This window comes from Vibrio sp. BS-M-Sm-2, from assembly GCF_041504345.1.
In the GTDB taxonomy this organism is placed as follows: Bacteria; Pseudomonadota; Gammaproteobacteria; order Enterobacterales; family Vibrionaceae; genus Vibrio; species Vibrio satsumensis.
Genome location: NZ_CP167894.1, coordinates 1,083,449 through 1,101,096, shown reverse-complemented (window position 1 = coordinate 1,101,096; position 17,648 = coordinate 1,083,449). Strand labels below are relative to the sequence as shown.

Genomic DNA, 17,648 nt, shown 5'->3' with positions numbered 1-17,648 from the left:
AGAAAGTGATGCTGCAAGGATAGCGAGGCATTAAATGAAAGCAATAAAAAATGGCACCCGAGGGTGCCATTTTGGAAACTTTCTTAGAAGTTCGATTAGAACTTGTAAGTTACTGCTACGTAGTGACCTACGCCAGAAGATTCAGCTTGTGTAGATGCATCCCATGGAAGGTTTGCGCCATCTTTAAAGCCGTATACATCGCTGTATAGTTTCAAGCCGTAACCAACTGCAAAGCGATCTGAGTGCCAGTAAAGACCGTTAAACATCGCGCCGCCGTTGCTTACTTGAGAGTACTCATCTTGCATACCGAATTGGTAATCGATGTAACCTTGGTAAGAGATGAATGAACCGTTCTCGAAGAAGTAGAATGGCTTGAACCAGTTAGTCGAGATTTGGAAACCGTTCCAGTCTTTGTTGTTTGAGTCGTATGTACCGTAAAGGTTTAGCCCCATTTTGCCAAACCATGGAACCATTACATCAGAACCAAGACCAACTTTTTGAGTGTTAACGCCAGAGTTACCACCCCATTCCATAAGCGTAGATACGTAAAGCTCTTGAACTGGACCGAAAGAAAGATCTTTACCTGTTAGCCCGTCAAGAGACATACGAGGAGCAAACTTCATGAAGATTTTTTCTTGGCCATTTTTATCACTACCTGGATCAGAAGTTAGGTTGAATACGTCAACGTAACCGTAAAGATCAAAGATTCCAGAGCGACCACCAAATTCCATCTCTAGGTAATCATGAGTAGACTCAGTAACGCCTTTCTCATTGAATGCACCCATAAGGTTGAACTGCATCCATTTGTAATCGTTCTTATGGATGTCGCCGTCAGAATAATCAGCTGCCATTACTGGAGCAGATACTGCTGCAAGTAGGCCAAGAGTTAAAAGTGATTTACGCATAATGGAACTCTCTATGTTTGAAATAAGTAACCCGCTAATCCGTGCGTGTTTATGATGTCCGAATGCCGAGCATAATAGCGATTTTGTTCTCAAATAAAAGTGAGACAGAGTGAAAACTACAATTATTAAGGTGAGGTCGATCACACTACTGATCTAAATGATGGAACTTTAAGATAGCAATGCATCTCGATGCACCTCTAATTCTATTGATTTTGTGAAATTCGATTATTTTATGGATAAATAGGTGAAATACTGCTCTAAGCAAACGATTCTACTAATTAGAGTGATATGCATATCAAAATCAACAGTATTCTTTTCTAAGCGTTTTCTCTTAAAAAATGACTCATTCAAATCACCTCTCAATCTTGTCTTTGATCTATTTTTGACCAATTGCGTAATGATGTTGGAATCAATTGATGACCAACTCATGTGATGACTGACTAGGGATTAAAACTAACTACTTTTTGAATCACGGAGAACCAACGACAGTTCACTGCACTAGATTTTGAAACAATTTTTAAAGGTTAGTTATTGGACTAACTATTTGTGTGACGAACTGGTCTAACTTTTTTGGAGAGAAGACCATGAAATATTCACCATTATTAGCGGTAGCAATATCAACTCTGTTCATTGTTGGGTGTGACGATGACGATGAACCTACTACACAACTACAAGCTGTTCATGCATCCCCCGATGCTCCTTTAGCTAATGTTATCGTTAACAGTCAGGCTCGTTGGACTGGCGTCGATTATGCTCAAGCGTCTGGGTACGCTTCAGTAAATCAAGGCCAGACAACTCTTCAAGTCGATGTCCAACTCCCAGGTGACGCAGTTGCCACTGTAATTTCGCCAAGCCAATTCGATTTGAGCGGTGAATTAGATTACACCGTGATGGTGGTCGGTGACGCTGACGGTTCTAATAACCCGGTTGAGGCTTTAGTTGTGACGCGACCTTCTGAGGGAACGACATCGAGTTCAAGTTTAGATGTGCAAGTTGTTCACGCGGCAACAGGGGTTGGAGATGTGAACTTATACGTAACGGCGCCGAATGATCCATTGGGTGCTCCACTTGGCACTCTCGGTTATAAAGACTTTACTGACGTACTCAATATTCCAGCAGGGCAATACCGAGTGAGATTAGAAACCGTGAGCGGCAATGCTATTGCTTTTGACTCCGGAGAAATAACTCTGTCTGGCGGTAGCGAGCTAACGATCGCGGCTGTGCCAAGAGCTGACTCCAATAGCACTTCCCCAGTAAAATTGATGGTAATGGACGGTTCGGGCTCATCTTTAATCTACGACATGGCAGAAACTGCAGAAGTAAGAGTCGGTCATCTCGTTGATGGCGCCCCAGATGTAGATGTTTTTGTCAACGGAGCTGCATTTGCACCTCTTGCTGATTTGATGTTTAAAGAGATCCGCGGTTTTATCGATTTAGCCGCAGGAAGTTATGACATTGACATCTTTGCTGATGGCACTACAACCAATGCACTGATTGATGCAGACGGAGTCGCGGTATTTGCTGGTATGGATTACAGCATCTATGCAGTAGGGACGGTAACTCCACTGAGTTTGGAACCATTGGTTATTCCTGAAAACCGTCGTCCGGTTGCGACCAGCGCGGTGCTAAACATTACCCACGCCGCTGCTAACCCAATAGCGGCTTCGGTGGATATTTACTTAACAGAAAACGCGGGGATCTCTGGTAGCACTCCAGCGCTAAGTGATGTGAAGTTCAAAGATTATGCGAATGGCATTTATGTTGCGGCGGGGTCTTATTTTGTGACGATTACTGTAGCGGGTCAGCCGTCGGTTGTGGCTATCGACTCTGCGCCCGCAACCTTAGCTGATGGTGTAGTGTATCAAGTGGTGGCGATCGATGACTCGGCTGGCACAGGCTTCAACCTTATTGTGAGTGATACAACAGACTAGTTCTTACAGGTTACTAGTGACAAAGAAAAAGAGGGTAGCGTGATGCTACCTTCTTTTCTTTTGCTTTTTTGTTCAACTACTCTTGGTTGGTTTTTGCTTTTTCCAGTAAATCTGTGAAAAAGTGGCGCAACGAATAGAGCATGATCAAACTTGGAATCACCATAAGTGCGGTTAGTATAAAGAAGGTTGACCAATCATTGAGGTAATCAACCAACTCACCACTGAATGAAGCCAGCGTTGTTCGACCGAAATTCCCCAACGATGCTAACAAGGCATACTGTGTCGCTGAGAAAGCTTGCCCGGTTAATAGTGTTAAGAAAGAGACAAACGCTACGGTTGAAAACGCAGTTGTAAAGTTATCGACAATGATGGTTGCCAAGAACAAGGTTTCACTCGGGCCAGTGTGAGCGATCCACGCAAACATTAGATTACTGGCCGCCATTGCCACACCGCCGATCATCAGTCCGCGTACAATACCGAATTTCACATTGAAGACACTGCCTACCAAAGTGAAGAATATCGTCGCGCCCCAGCCAATTAACTTGGAGTAATGACCGATCTGTTCATTACTGAAACCTATCTCTTTATAGAAGGTGATCGACATGCGACCTAGGAAGGCTTCACCTATCTTAAATAGGAACACAAACAGCAATAGAGTAATGGCAACTTGAACTCCGTTTCTTTTGAAGAAATCATAAAATGGTTCAATTACCGTCACACTGAACCAAGCGACAAGCTTTGAGCCGACCACTTTATTGTGTCGCTGTTGTGCTTGTTCTTGTAGGGCTTCACGTTGTGTATTTGGCTCTCCGACAAAAAGAGTAAACAGCATTAATACAACAACGACACCTGCCATTCCGTAATACACGCCATTCCAACCGATTGAGTCTGCATTAATAAAGGCAAGGTAGCCTGGTAGTGAATAACCCGTCCACCACCCAATTACGGCCATTGCGGAAGCTTGCGGCAGTTTTGATGCTTCGGATTTTGGGAAGGTATCAATACGAAATGCATCAATCGCGATGTCTTGCGTGGCTGAGGCAATGGCAATAGCGAGCGCCAACATTGAGGTAAACGCCAAATTCTCTGCGGGATTGACGCCTGCGATGAATAAGGTGCCGATTAAAACAATGGTTTGGCAGAAAAAGATCCAACTGCGGCGCTGGCCGAGTATTGCGTGAAGCACCGGCAGTTTTACTCGGTCTACCAATGGTGCCCATAAAAAGTTAATCGCATACACGGCAAACACACTACCAAAGTAGCCAATGGCAGCACGCGTTAAACCTGCATCTTTTAGCCAGCCAGACATGTTGGATCCAATAAGAACCCATGGGAAGCCACTCGAACAGCCGAGCATAAACACCCAAAGTAGACGTTTATCTAGGTAGCTGCGAAAAGTCTGCATCCAAGAAAGAGAGGGAGTGCCTGATGACATAGGGCGTCCTTGTATAGAAAAACGCCCTTAAGAAATAAGGGCGCTACATTGGATTACTTAAGAAGGGTCACTTTAGTGATGACGATTGGGTCGACTGGAATGTCTGACATGCGGCCCATTCGCTTAGTTGGGAGCGTTGCCATTTTTTGAACAACGTCAAAGCCTTCGGTTACTTTGCCGAATACAGCGTAACCAGGGTTGCCACCTTTAGCGTTTAAGAAGTCGTTATCTGAAAAGTTAATGAAGAACTGGCGAGTTGCAGAATCAGGCGCATTGGTACGAGCCATTGCGATCGTTGCTGTATCATTCTTTAGGCCGTTACTGCCTTCATTTTTGATAGGAGCATAAGTCGCTTGTTGATTCATATCTTGATCGAAGCCGCCACCTTGCGCCATAAAACCAGGGATAACACGGTGGAAGATAGTGCCTTCGTAGCTGCCGTCTGCGACGTATTTTAGGAAGTTCTCTGCGCTAACCGGTGCTTGTTCTTGGTTTAGCTCAATTGTGAAGTCGCCTAATGTTGTTTCTACGTTCACTTTAGGACCAGCCCAAACGCTCACGCTCACCAGCATTAATGCGATAGAAGATAAAATACGAACCATTAGAAACGTTCCTTCATGTAAGTTTGTAGCTCTTGGTCGTTAGCGATTTCCGTAAGAACCAAGTTAATTACGTCATTAAGAACCATAGAGATGTCGTCATTTGAGGCACTCAAAGCACCAGTGCGCGTTGCAGTACCGTTGAATGTTTTCACTAACTTGCCTTCAGGCGTTTCAGCCGTAACTTCAAGCGTCACTTTACCGTCCATTTTGTTTTCCATAATGGTGTGTTCTACGGTAACAAGCGCTTCTTGAATCTCCAAAACAATTGAGTTTTCACTGTTTACGCTTGCACGAAAACCTTGAGACTCTAACTGCTGAGCAATAGCGTTTTCTAGAGAAATACGCATGTTTTGCTTAGCATGAATTGGTTGAATGTTTGAACGGCCACTATCAACCAATGCAACATATTGAGCGGCACGAACATCTTTACTGGTTAGTGTGTATGTTTTGCCTTGTACAAGGTTGCTTGAGCTTAGTGAAGCTTCTGGCATTACATTGATTTGTTCTTGCTGAGGGGCTGAACATGCTGTCAAAGCCATAATAGAAGCAGCCAAAATCAGTTTTTTCATTCCTTTATCCTTTCTAAATTCACACCAGAAGCTCGGTATCTTAAATTCTTGTGAAGTCGTTTCTGCTTATTTATTAAAATTCGCAGGCTCTCTTGTTGCTTGTAATATCTCAAATTTTTGGTTTAGTTCAAGCGTTTCAACGTTAGCTTCACCAAATAGTCTCGCTAGTTTGACATCGTATCCGAGGTGTCGGTTGCCAATAACAATTAATTTGCCTCCATTGCTAAGAACATGCTTTGCATCACAGAACATTTGCCATGCAATGTGATCAGTAATCGCTTGTTGCTGATGGAATGGAGGATTACACATCACTAAGTAGGTGCTGTTTTTCTTAAAGCCATCTAAACAGTTGTTGGCGATGAACTGGAAGTTGCCGTCTTCACCAAGGTTATCCTTGACGTTTTGGCGTGCTGACTCCACAGCCATAAAGCTTTCATCCACACAGGTAATACGAGCTTGTGGGTTCAATTGCCCTGCTTTTACGCTCAATACACCGTTGCCACAGCCTAGGTCGATGATATGACGCAGCTCTGGATCTTGAGGGATATGCTCTAGCATATAGCGAGCGCCTTGATCGAGTGCTTCCCCTGAGTAAACATTTGGTAAATTTTTCAGGCGGATATCTTCACCGTCTACATCCCACTCCACAAAAGGCTCTACCGTTTGAACAGGTTGGCAATTTGGAGAAGAGAAAACCAAGCGGTGCTTTTTCTTCGCTAACGAGGTTTTGGTCTCGCCTAGGTACTTCTCGAAAAGGTTAAGTGTAGAGGTGTGGATCTCTTTGACTTTGTTGACACCGATCACTTGGCAGCCTTCTGACAGTGCTTGGCGTAACTGACTTAACTGCCATACAAGGTGGCGGTTGGTCTTTGGTAGCTGCATGATCACAAGGTCGATACCGTGCGGGATATCATCCATGGTGTTTAAAAAGTTGACTCGATTACATTGATTACGCTGTAAGTTTTTTAGCGCACCGCGATGAGAAATAAATGAGTCGCTTATCATGGTGACATCATGATCTTTCGAGAACCAAGCGGATAGGGCACCAAAGCTGTCGTTCATGATCAGGATGTGTTTGCCAGGTTCAAGATTCATCTCTTCAACATGACTGATCAGGTATTCGTCGCCCGCATCCCAAGCTTGAAGGGTTTCATTTGAACGTTTTGGGAAACGATGTAAGGTCAAAGTTCTGTCGTGAAAGGTAAGTTCGGTTTTCATTGCTTGAGATACTTATGTAAGAAATAACAAAGATATTGTCTCAAATGCGGCCTGAACAAGATAGATAAAACTCAACCAAACCTATGCCATTCGCTATTAAATACTCGGACACTCGACCTATTAGGGTTTATACTCACCCCACGGATAATGCCAATACGTTATAAAGGAATCACAATGATCCAAGAAGTTATCGAAACAAAATTGCACAATGAGTTTTCACCAAGTCATTTAAACGTGATCAATGAGAGCTATATGCACAATGTTCCGGCCGGTTCTGAGAGTCATTTTAAAGTGATTGTTGTCAGCGATGCGTTTGAAGGTTTACGCCTTATTGCTCGTCATCGAGCGGTAAATAAAGCTCTTTCAGAAGAGCTTGCGAACAATATTCACGCACTGTCCATTCACACTTATACAAAAGATGAATGGTTGAAGCAGCTAGATAACGTGCCAGATAGCCCAATGTGTATGGGCGGTGGGAAATAGTAGAGTAATCGAATATAGAAGAGGTGGCGATGCCACCTTTTTTGTTGCCAAATACATCTGTTTTTCGTTGTTATATCACTCAAACTGATGGTAAATCGAGCGGTTGAAAATACCCACAACGAGTAGTGTTTTTATTAACAGTGTTTCAACATAACTCGAAAAATATGAGTTTGTGACAGAGTATTAATCTCTTGTTTAAAACACGATTCAAAAGCCATTTTATCTGTGCGGCTCGTCAAATTTATACATATTTTAGAGTCCATATGCTTCAAATCTCACCAAATATAGGCCGTATTCAAGTTATTGGTCATGGCATCAAGTTGTCAAAAAATGCTAGAATACGGCACCTGATAAATCTCACATAATCTTTGTGGTGAATTTATTAATGTAATGTTGCGATTTTGGTATCTCAAATTTACCAAGACCGGACACTGTAATGTCGTGTCTAAGGGCGATTTTAAAACGTCCTGAATTTACGCAATTAAAAGAATCTTTTTCCCGATAAAGTAGTGCAAGTGCGTATGATTACAATAAAGAAGGGTTTGGATCTTCCTATCGCAGGAACTCCATCCCAGGTGATTAATGATGGTAAGTCCATCACTAAAGTCGCCTTGCTTGGCGAAGAGTACGTTGGTATGCGTCCTACGATGCATGCTCGCGTTGGTGATGAAGTGAAGAAAGGCCAAGTTCTTTTTGCAGATAAAAAGAACCCAGGTGTTGTATTTACTTCTCCAGCAAGCGGTAAAGTTATTGAAGTGAACCGTGGTGCTAAGCGTGTTCTTCAATCAGTAGTGATTGAAGTAGCAGGCAATGAGCAAATCACGTTCAATAGCTATGAAGCTAACCAACTAGCAAGTCTTGACCGTGAAACGGTTAAAGCTCAGTTAGTTGAGTCTGGCGCATGGACCGCTTTGCGAACTCGTCCGTTCAGCAAGGTTCCAGCAGTTGATTCTGAAACTCAGGCTATTTTCGTTACTGCTATGGATACTAATCCGCTAGCAGCTGAGCCAGAATTAATCATTAACGAGCAGTCTGATGCTTTCGTTGCTGGTTTAGATCTTCTTTCAACTCTGACTAACGGTAAAGTGTACGTTTGTAAAAAAGGTACTAGCTTGCCTCGTTCAGCTCAGTCTAACGTTGAAGAACATGTTTTTGATGGCCCACACCCTGCAGGTCTTGCAGGCACGCATATGCATTACCTATACCCGGTAAATGCACAAAATGTAGCGTGGAGCATTAACTACCAAGACGTTATCGCATTCGGTAAGTTGTTCCTTACTGGTGAGATTTACTCTGAGCGTGTTGTTTCTCTGGCTGGTCCAGTAGTTAATAACCCACGCCTAGTTCGTACTCAAATTGGTGCTAGCCTTGAAGAGTTGACGGACAGCGAGTTGATGCCAGGTGAAGTTCGCCTGATCTCAGGTTCAGTATTATCTGGTGTTCACGCTTCAGGTCCACATGCTTACCTTGGCCGTTACCATCAACAGGTTTCGGTTCTTCGTGAAGGTCGTGATAAAGAGCTATTTGGCTGGGCTATGCCTGGTAAGAACAAGTTCTCTGTTACTCGTTCATTCCTTGGTCACGTGTTTAAAGGTCAGTTGTTCAACATGACAACGACAACAAACGGTAGTGATCGCTCTATGGTTCCAATTGGTAACTACGAGAAAGTAATGCCATTAGATATGGAGCCTACTTTGCTGCTTCGCGATCTATGTGCTGGCGACGTTGATAGTGCACAAGCACTTGGTGCGCTAGAGCTAGATGAAGAAGATTTAGCACTGTGTACCTTTGTATGTCCTGGTAAGTACGAGTACGGTCAGTTACTTCGTGAATGCCTAGATACAATTGTGAAGGAAGGGTAATTTTCATGGGCCTTAAAAAGTTTATTGAAGACATCGAGCATCATTTTGAACCAGGTGGTAAACACGAAACGTGGTTTGCGCTTTACGAAGCTGCAGCAACACTTTTCTACACACCAGGTACAGTTACAAAGAAAAGCTCGCATGTCCGTGATAGCGTTGACTTAAAACGTATCATGATCATGGTTTGGCTTGCGGTATTCCCAGCAATGTTCTGGGGTATGTACAACGCAGGTGGTCAAGCTATTGCAGCACTAAACCACATGTATTCAGGTGCAGAACTAGTTTCTATCATTGATGGTAACTGGCACTACTGGCTAACCGAAATGCTTGGAGCCTCCTTAGGAGCCGATGCAGGTTGGGGCAGTAAGATGCTCTTGGGTGCGACTTACTTCTTACCTATCTACGCGACGGTCTTTATCGTTGGTGGTTTCTGGGAAGTACTGTTCTGTATGGTGCGTAAGCACGAAGTTAACGAAGGTTTCTTTGTTACTTCTATCTTGTTCGCGCTTATTGTTCCGCCAACACTTCCTCTATGGCAAGCTGCACTAGGTATTACCTTCGGTGTTGTTGTTGCTAAAGAGATCTTTGGTGGTACGGGTCGTAACTTCCTAAACCCTGCACTTGCTGGCCGTGCGTTCCTATTCTTTGCATACCCTGCTCAGATTTCTGGTGACGTAGTTTGGACTGCAGCTGACGGTTTCTCTGGTGCAACAGCGCTTAGCCAATGGGCTCAAGGCGGTGGTAGCGCGCTAATGAACACGGTATCTGGTGAGACGATCACTTGGATGGACGCATTCATTGGTAACATTCCAGGTTCTATCGGTGAAGTATCAACGCTTGCACTTATGATCGGTGCTGCAATGATCGTATACATGGGCATTGCTTCATGGCGCATCATTGCTGGTGTTATGATCGGTATGATTGCTGTATCAACATTGTTTAATGTGATCGGTTCTGACACTAACGCAATGTTCAGCATGCCTTGGCACTGGCACCTAGTTCTAGGTGGCTTCGCATTTGGTATGTTCTTCATGGCAACAGACCCTGTATCAGCGTCATTTACCAATGGTGGTAAGTGGTGGTACGGCATCCTAATCGGCGCAATGTGTGTAATGATTCGTGTAGTTAACCCTGCATACCCAGAAGGCATGATGCTTGCGATCCTATTCGCAAACCTATTTGCTCCTCTGTTTGACCACGTTGTAATCGAGAAGAACATTAAGCGGAGACTAGCGCGCTATGGCAAGTAATAACGATAGCATTAAAAAGACGCTGTTTGTTGTTATCGCATTGAGCTTAGTGTGCTCAATCATCGTTTCAACAGCTGCAGTTGTTCTTAAACCTAAGCAACAAGCTAACGCAGTTCTGGATCAGCAAACTAAGATCCTTGAAGTTGCGGGCATTGAACTTGCGGGTAATATTCCAGCACTGTACGCAGAGAACATTGAACCTCGTCTAGTTGATTTCGCTACTGGCGATTTCGTTGACGGCGACGCTGCTGCATACGACCAACGTAAAGCGGCAAAAGATCCAGCTCAGTCAATCAAGCTTTCAGCTGAAGATGACATCGCTAAGATCATTCGTCGTGCTAACACGGGTACTGTATACCTAGTGAAAGATGGCGCTGAAACTTCTAAAGTTATCATCCCTGTTCACGGTAACGGTCTATGGTCAATGATGTACGCATTCGTTGCGGTAGAAACTGATGGCAACACAGTTTCTGGTATCACTTACTACGAGCAAGGTGAAACTCCTGGACTTGGTGGTGAAGTTGAGAACCCAACTTGGCGTGCTCAATTCGTTGGTAAGAAATTATTCGACGAAAACCACAAGCCTGCTATTCAGGTTGTTAAAGGTGGCGCTCCTCAAGGTTCTGAGCACGGTGTAGATGGCCTTTCTGGTGCAACACTGACTAGCGTTGGTGTTCAACATACATTTGACTTCTGGTTAGGTGATATGGGCTTTGGTCCGTTCCTAGCAAAAGTTCGTGACGGAGGTCTGAACTAATGTCTAGTGCAAAAGAAATTAAAAAGAGCATCTTAGCGCCGGTGTTGGACAACAACCCAATTGCGCTACAGGTTCTTGGTGTGTGTTCTGCTCTTGCGGTAACCACTAAGCTAGAAACAGCATTTGTTATGACTATCGCGGTAATGTTTGTTACTGCTCTGTCTAACTTCTTCGTTTCTTTGATCCGTAACCACATTCCTAACAGTGTGCGTATCATCGTTCAGATGGCAATTATCGCATCACTAGTAATCGTGGTAGACCAAGTGCTTAAAGCATACCTATACGATATCTCTAAGCAGCTATCTGTATTCGTTGGCCTAATCATTACTAACTGTATTGTAATGGGTCGTGCTGAAGCATTCGCAATGAAGTCTGCACCAATCCCATCTCTAATCGATGGTCTTGGTAACGGTCTTGGTTACGGTTTCGTTCTTATCACTGTTGGTTTCTTCCGTGAGCTTCTAGGCTCTGGCAAACTATTTGGTATGGAAGTACTACCTCTAGTGAGCAACGGTGGTTGGTATCAGCCAAACGGCTTGATGCTTCTAGCACCTTCTGCATTCTTCCTAATTGGTTTCTTGATTTGGGCAATTCGTGTGTTCAAACCAGAACAAGTAGAAGCGAAGGGGTAAGGTAGTCATGGAACATTATATTAGTCTGCTAGTTAAATCGATTTTCATCGAAAACATGGCGCTTTCTTTCTTCCTAGGTATGTGTACATTCCTAGCGGTATCTAAGAAAGTTAAAACTTCTTTTGGTCTTGGTGTTGCGGTAGTTGTAGTACTTACAATCGCTGTTCCTGTAAACAACCTTGTTTACACACACATCCTAAAAGAAAACGCGCTTGTTGAAGGTGTCGATTTAAGTTTCCTTAACTTCATCGCATTCATCGGTGTTATCGCGGCACTTGTGCAAATCCTAGAGATGGTTCTAGACCGTTTCTTCCCACCTTTGTACAACGCACTAGGTATCTTCCTTCCACTGATCACAGTTAACTGTGCAATCTTTGGTGGTGTATCTTTCATGGTAACTCGTGACTATAACTTTGCTGAATCTGTTGTTTACGGCTTCGGTTCTGGTGTGGGTTGGATGTTAGCTATCGTTGCTCTTGCGGGTATCCGTGAGAAGATGAAGTACTCTGACGTACCTCCAGGTCTACGTGGCCTTGGTATCACGTTCATTACTGTTGGTCTGATGGCGTTAGGCTTTATGTCTTTCTCTGGTGTTCAACTGTAGGGTAAGCACCCAGTAATAAGGAATAACAAATGCAAAGCATTATTCTTGGCGTAGCGATGTTTACCATTATTGTATTGGCTCTAGTACTAGTGATTCTTTTCGCTAAGTCTAAGCTGGTACCATCAGGTGACATCACTATTTCAGTAAACGGCGACCCTGAAAAGGCGATCGTTACTCAACCTGGTAGCAAGCTACTTGGTGCCCTAGCTGGCGCTGGTATCTTCGTATCTTCTGCTTGTGGTGGCGGTGGCTCTTGTGGTCAGTGTCGTGTAAAAGTTAAGTCTGGCGGTGGCGACATCCTGCCAACTGAACTTGATCACATCACAAAAGGCGAAGCTCGCGAAGGCGAACGTCTTGCATGTCAAGTTGCTATGAAAACTGACATGGAGATTGAGCTAGACGAAGATATCTTTGGTGTTAAAAAGTGGGAATGTACTGTTATCTCGAATAACAACGAAGCTACTTTCATCAAAGAACTTGCTCTAGCAATCCCTGAAGGTGAAGAAGTACCGTTCCGCGCGGGTGGTTACATTCAGATTGAAGCTGAACCACATCACGTGAAATACGCAGATTACGATATTCCTGAGGAATACCGTGGTGACTGGGATAAGTTCAACTTGTTCCGTTACGAGTCTATCGTTAAAGAGCATTCGATCCGTGCTTACTCTATGGCTTCATACCCAGAAGAGAAAGGCATCATCAAGCTTAACGTGCGTATCGCAACTCCGCCGCCAAACAACCCTGACGTAGCTCCTGGTGTGATGTCTTCATACATCTGGTCTCTTAAAGAAGGCGACAAATGTACTATTTCTGGTCCATTTGGTGAGTTCTTTGCTAAAGACACAGACAATGAAATGGTATTCATCGGTGGTGGTGCAGGTATGGCGCCAATGCGTTCACATATCTTCGACCAACTTAAGCGTCTTAACTCTACTCGTAAGATGTCTTACTGGTATGGTGCACGTTCTAAGCGTGAGATGTTCTACATTGAAGATTTCGATGGCCTAGCGGCTGCAAACGAGAACTTCGTGTGGCACTGTGCACTGTCTGATCCTCAACCTGAGGACAACTGGGACGGTTACACAGGTTTCATCCACAACGTATTGTACGAGAACTACCTGAAGGATCACGAAGCTCCTGAAGACTGTGAGTACTACATGTGTGGTCCACCAATGATGAATGCGGCTGTTATCGGCATGCTGAAAGATCTTGGTGTAGAAGATGAAAACATCCTACTAGATGACTTCGGTGGTTAATCCATTTAAGTGATTGATATTATGGCTGACTCTCACGAGTCAGCCATTTGTTTTTCTAAGACTATTTTTGACAACATACTGGCTTATATAAGAAAGAGTAAGGCATTCAAAATACCTATTTTTTACTCTTATTTTTCCTTATATAAATCCTCAACATTAGACAGGAGTAAGCAAGTGAGAATTTGGCTTGTTGCATTAACTTCTTTAATTTTTCTTGCTGGCTGTGAACAGCCAAGAGAGCAAGTGCATTTAAGTGGCCCGACAATGGGCACCAGTTACAATATTAAATACATCAATGGTGATGAATTTCCGGAGTCTAACGAAGTTCATACTGAGATCGATCGTCTACTTGAAGAAGTGAATGATCAAATGTCGACTTACCGTGAAGACTCAGAGCTGAGTCGTTTCAACCAACACAAAGGTGCGGACGCATTCGAAGTCTCTGAACAAACCGCTATCGTTGTGAAAGAAGCAATTCGTTTGAACGGTCTTACTGAAGGTGCGCTGGATGTTACGGTTGGTCCATTAGTTAACCTTTGGGGTTTTGGTCCTGAAGCTCGTCCGGAAGTGGTTCCATCAGATGAAGAGCTTGCTGCTCGTAAAGCTAAAGTTGGTATTCATCACTTGAGCGTTGAAGGCAACAAGTTAACTAAAGACTTGCCTAATTTGTACGTCGACCTGTCAACCATTGCAAAAGGTTGGGGCGTTGATGTTGTTGCTGATTACCTTGATTCAATTGGTATTCACAACTACATGGTAGAAGTAGGTGGTGAAATCCGCTTGAAAGGCCTAAACCGAGAAAATGTAGGCTGGCGTATTGCCATCGAGAAGCCAAGTATTGACGAACGCAACATTCAAGAGATCATCGAACCTGGTGATATGGCGATCGCAACGTCTGGTGACTACCGCAACTATTTTGAGCGTGATGGTGTTCGTTACTCACACATCATCAACCCAGAAACAGGAAAGCCTCTTCATCATAAAGTGGTTTCTGTGACTGTTTTAAACCCGTCTTCAATGACTGCAGACGGCTTATCTACTGGCCTTATGGTCTTAGGTGAGGAAAAAGGAATGGAAGTCGCAAACCAACATAACATTCCAGTGTTCATGGTGGTAAAAACAGCAGATGGCTTTAAAGAAATTGCTTCTGAAGCATTTAAGCCATACTTAGGTAAATAAGGTAAGCGAGATAATTATGAATACATTTCTGATTACATTTGGTGTTTTTCTTGCAGTAATCGCAGCAATGTCAATTGGCTACATTATCCAAAAGAAAGTTGTGAAAGGTAGCTGTGGTGGCTTAGGTGCTGTTGGTATTGATAAAGTATGTAACTGTCCTGAACCCTGTGACGCGCGTAAGAAGCGTGAAGCACGTGAAGCTTACCGTGAAGAGAAGCTAGCTGAACGCCAACAAAAAGAAGCGGCTTGGAGTAAAGACCGTATCGCCTAATTAGTGACAGTCATAGGGATAGAGTTATCTGTGCCCTTAAATTGAAAAGCTCAAGATTATCTTCTTGAGCTTTTTTGGTTTTGAGGCTTAGTCATTTATCTTGGCAGATTAAAAATGGAAACAAAAACGAATGCCTATTGTTCGATTTGCATGCTGTTACGCGCAAACACTAGCTGGTTTCTACCTTGCTCTTTTGCCGTATAAAGAAGCTCGTCAGCGGCTTTGATCTGTTCATCTAACTTCGCGTCTAAATCGGTTACGCCGATACTGATACTGACCTTGATTCTTTGAGAGTCATGTACAACAACGTGGCTTTCAATGGCTTCTCTCATGGACTCTAAATTGTCAACAAAGCTCTCAAACGCACCGCATGACTGAATACAAAACTCTTCCCCCCAAAGCGTACAGCGACATCGTCTTTAAAATGATCTTTGATGATTTTCCCTACATCGATCAGCACGGCATCACCACCATCGTGGCCAAAGGTATCATTCACTTTCTTAAAGAAGTCGATATCCATCATCGCGATATTTCGTTGATCGCAGCCCTTACAAGGATGATTGAACAGGTAGCGACGATTCCATAAGCCAGTAAGAGCATCCTCGTTGGCATGTCGAAACAGCTCATTGGCCGCTTCTTTCATATCAAGCAGTTGATGGATTCGGCAGAAAAACTCTTCTTGGTTAAAAGGTTTGTAAAGGAAGTCGTTAGCTCCTGCTTTCAGAAATCGAGCTGTCATGGTGCGGTCATCGCTGCCTGACAGTCCTAGAATAGCTAATTGGTTTCTATCATGATCACGTCGAATATCACGGATCATCGCTATACCATCTTTCTTCGGCATATCATGGTCTGTAACAACGAATGTAATCTCAGGGTCGTTATGAAGAAGCTTTAATGCTTGTTCGCCGTCTTCGGCTTGGATAGTTTGGATATATTGGTGTTCTAGAAGTTGAGCTATGTAACGGCGAACGACCGCAGAATCATCGACAACCAATGCTTTGTGGTGACGATTATTTGAAATTCTTTGAACCAGAGGGAGTAGGTAGCTTACTGATGACATACTGTCTTTAAGTATGTAGTCAATAACGCCTTTTGCTAGGACTTGCTCTCGCAGTTGATTGTCGAACATCCCGGTAAGAACAATTATTTTCTGTTGATAGCTTAATACGAGATCAATGATCTCACCGTCTTGCCCGTCAGGTAAGCAGTAATCTAATACGGCACACAAGAAATCCGTCTCTTGTTCCAAGATGTTTTTTGCCTCTGCAATCGATTCAGCAAGTGCGACCTCATAACCGCTATTTTTAAGCTGTTGGTACAGGTAGTTGCGGAATGCTCGGCTATCTTCCACTACTAGTATTTTTTCACTCACAAGCGATCCCTACTTATAGACTAAATACTCGTTAACAATAGTATCAGAAGAGCTTATGACTATTGAAGCGAAACCTCTTTAGCTGGACTCGAGATCGTTTTAAATCTGATAATAATTGGATTATACTGTTTATAGATACAGTTGTAAGGTCGAGTAATTCCTAGATGTGTAGCGCGGGTGAAGAGAGAGTAAGAAAAATAATTCATGTCGATATGGATTGTTTTTACGCGGCTGTAGAAATGCGTGATAACCCTGCTTACCGAAATCGCCCGTTAGCTGTTGGTGGGCATGAAAAGCAACGCGGCGTTTTGAGCACCTGTAATTATGAAGCCCGCAAGTTTGGTGTTCGCTCTGCAATGCCGACAGGAAAAGCCCTACAGCTTTGTCCTAACCTATTGGTTGTGCCGGGAAGAATGTCGGTCTATGTCGAGATATCTAAAAAGATCCGTGAAATCTTCTCTCGATACACATCAGTCATTGAGCCTCTTTCTTTGGATGAAGCTTTCCTTGATGTCACCGATTCTAAGCAGTGTCATGGTTCAGCTACACTTATTGCTGAGTCGATTCGCCGTGATATTTGGAATGAACTAAATCTGACGGCTTCTGCAGGTATTGCGCCGATTAAATTTTTGGCGAAAGTGGCCTCGGATCTGAATAAGCCCAATGGTCAGTTTGTTATCCCTCCACAAGATGTGCAATCAGTGATCGATGAGCTACCACTTGAAAAGATTCCTGGTGTCGGCAAGGTGAGTATTGAAAAGTTGCATCAAGCAGGCTTTTTTACTTGTAAGGATATCAAGGAGTCTGACTATCGAGACCTGCTACTCAAGTTTGGCCGTCAAGGTGCATCACTCTGGAAGCGCAGTCATGGCATTGATGATCGAGAAGTTATCATCGAGCGCGAGCGAAAATCGGTAGGCGTAGAGCGCACCTTTACCCAAAATATTTCAACCTACGCCGAATGCTGGCAGGTAATCGAAGACAAGTTGTTTCCTGAACTCGAAACTCGTTTAGAAAAAGCCAGCCCAAGCAAAGCGATCATCAAACAGGGCATTAAGCTCAAGTTTGCCGACTTTCAACAAACTACTATTGAGCACATCCACGCCTCTTTAGATCGTGAACACTTCAAAGAACTGTTAAGTGAAATACTGAAAAGACAACAGGGGCGAGAAATACGTCTGCTTGGTTTAAGTGTGATGCTGCAACCCAAAGATCAAATGCGCCAGTTGAGTTTCTTTTAGGGTAAGGCGTTGGGAGTATAGATTTAGAAGTGTTGGTATTTGAATGCCGACTAGGTTTGATAACCTAGTCGGTTTTTTCTA

16 protein-coding genes and 1 pseudogene are annotated in these 17,648 nt (G+C 43.6%); 11 read left to right on the top strand and 6 right to left on the bottom strand.

All coding sequences use genetic code 11. From position 1 onward, the window contains the following. Window positions 1-95 precede the first annotated feature (95 nt). Complete coding sequence (locus tag AB8613_RS05010; RefSeq protein ID WP_146491379.1) at window positions 96-905, bottom strand: outer membrane protein OmpK; 810 nt, start codon at window positions 903-905, stop codon at window positions 96-98. 584 nt (window positions 906-1,489) lie between these two features. On the opposite strand from AB8613_RS05010, the gene AB8613_RS05005 reads away from it, so the two are divergent. Then, a complete protein-coding gene (locus AB8613_RS05005) occupies window positions 1,490-2,836 on the top strand; it encodes a DUF4397 domain-containing protein (RefSeq protein ID WP_372384583.1) in 1,347 nt (448 codons plus the stop codon). Between the two features lie 76 nt (window positions 2,837-2,912). Here the strand turns inward: AB8613_RS05005 and AB8613_RS05000 are convergent, their stop codons facing one another. The 4 genes from AB8613_RS05000 to AB8613_RS04985 all read right to left on the bottom strand — a co-directional run bounded on the left by AB8613_RS05000 (window position 2,913) and on the right by AB8613_RS04985 (window position 6,660). After that, the gene (locus tag AB8613_RS05000; RefSeq protein ID WP_146491381.1) at window positions 2,913-4,271 is read right to left on the bottom strand and encodes an MFS transporter; all 1,359 of its coding nucleotides are present in this window, start codon (window positions 4,269-4,271) and stop codon (window positions 2,913-2,915) included. Between the two features lie 53 nt (window positions 4,272-4,324). Continuing rightward, a complete protein-coding gene (locus AB8613_RS04995; protein WP_372384582.1) occupies window positions 4,325-4,873 on the bottom strand; it encodes a peptidylprolyl isomerase in 549 nt (182 codons plus the stop codon). Further along, a complete protein-coding gene (locus AB8613_RS04990; protein ID WP_017067736.1) occupies window positions 4,873-5,442 on the bottom strand; it encodes a YajG family lipoprotein in 570 nt (189 codons plus the stop codon). Before AB8613_RS04990 ends, AB8613_RS04995 begins: the two co-directional genes overlap by 1 nt. A 66-nt stretch (window positions 5,443-5,508) precedes the next feature. Beyond that, window positions 5,509-6,660 (bottom strand): methyltransferase, encoded by a 1,152-nt coding sequence (locus tag AB8613_RS04985; protein WP_372384581.1) that lies wholly within the window; start codon window positions 6,658-6,660, stop codon window positions 5,509-5,511. Between the two features lie 174 nt (window positions 6,661-6,834). Between AB8613_RS04985 and bolA the strand changes: the two genes are divergently transcribed. The 9 genes from bolA (at window position 6,835) to nqrM (ending at window position 14,954) form a co-directional block, all read left to right on the top strand. Continuing rightward, complete coding sequence (gene bolA, locus AB8613_RS04980) at window positions 6,835-7,143, top strand: transcriptional regulator BolA (RefSeq protein ID WP_004737616.1); 309 nt, start codon at window positions 6,835-6,837, stop codon at window positions 7,141-7,143. Between the two features lie 521 nt (window positions 7,144-7,664). Then, window positions 7,665-9,005, top strand: coding sequence for a Na(+)-translocating NADH-quinone reductase subunit A (locus AB8613_RS04975; RefSeq protein WP_032545690.1), 1,341 nt, complete (start codon window positions 7,665-7,667; stop codon window positions 9,003-9,005). A 5-nt stretch (window positions 9,006-9,010) separates the two neighbouring features. Then, a complete protein-coding gene (locus AB8613_RS04970) occupies window positions 9,011-10,255 on the top strand; it encodes an NADH:ubiquinone reductase (Na(+)-transporting) subunit B (protein WP_010439046.1) in 1,245 nt (414 codons plus the stop codon). Then, complete coding sequence (locus tag AB8613_RS04965; protein WP_004735209.1) at window positions 10,245-11,012, top strand: Na(+)-translocating NADH-quinone reductase subunit C; 768 nt, start codon at window positions 10,245-10,247, stop codon at window positions 11,010-11,012. The genes AB8613_RS04970 and AB8613_RS04965 overlap by 11 nt, the downstream gene beginning before the upstream one ends. Beyond that, the gene (locus AB8613_RS04960) at window positions 11,012-11,644 is read left to right on the top strand and encodes an NADH:ubiquinone reductase (Na(+)-transporting) subunit D (RefSeq protein WP_008223083.1); all 633 of its coding nucleotides are present in this window, start codon (window positions 11,012-11,014) and stop codon (window positions 11,642-11,644) included. The genes AB8613_RS04965 and AB8613_RS04960 overlap by 1 nt, the downstream gene beginning before the upstream one ends. 7 nt (window positions 11,645-11,651) lie before the next feature. Further along, window positions 11,652-12,248 carry an NADH:ubiquinone reductase (Na(+)-transporting) subunit E gene (nqrE, locus tag AB8613_RS04955; RefSeq protein ID WP_009848375.1) on the top strand — a complete coding sequence of 199 codons (597 nt, stop codon included), beginning with the start codon at window positions 11,652-11,654 and terminating at the stop codon, window positions 12,246-12,248. A 29-nt stretch (window positions 12,249-12,277) separates the two neighbouring features. Next, window positions 12,278-13,504, top strand: a complete 1,227-nt coding sequence (nqrF, locus tag AB8613_RS04950; RefSeq protein ID WP_010439056.1) for an NADH:ubiquinone reductase (Na(+)-transporting) subunit F — start codon at window positions 12,278-12,280, stop codon at window positions 13,502-13,504. Window positions 13,505-13,678: 174 nt separating this feature from the next. Next, window positions 13,679-14,683: an FAD:protein FMN transferase gene (locus AB8613_RS04945; protein ID WP_146491383.1), complete on the top strand. Its 1,005-nt coding sequence runs from the start codon at window positions 13,679-13,681 to the stop codon at window positions 14,681-14,683. A 16-nt stretch (window positions 14,684-14,699) separates the two neighbouring features. After that, window positions 14,700-14,954 (top strand): (Na+)-NQR maturation NqrM, encoded by a 255-nt coding sequence (nqrM, locus tag AB8613_RS04940; RefSeq protein ID WP_009848378.1) that lies wholly within the window; start codon window positions 14,700-14,702, stop codon window positions 14,952-14,954. A gap of 134 nt (window positions 14,955-15,088) precedes the next feature. Here nqrM and AB8613_RS04935 read toward each other — a convergent pair. Then, window positions 15,089-16,326 (bottom strand): annotated as a pseudogene (locus tag AB8613_RS04935) (response regulator). A 164-nt stretch (window positions 16,327-16,490) separates the two neighbouring features. On the opposite strand from AB8613_RS04935, the gene dinB reads away from it, so the two are divergent. Then, window positions 16,491-17,567, top strand: coding sequence for a DNA polymerase IV (dinB, locus tag AB8613_RS04930; protein WP_372384580.1), 1,077 nt, complete (start codon window positions 16,491-16,493; stop codon window positions 17,565-17,567). Window positions 17,568-17,648 lie beyond the last annotated feature (81 nt).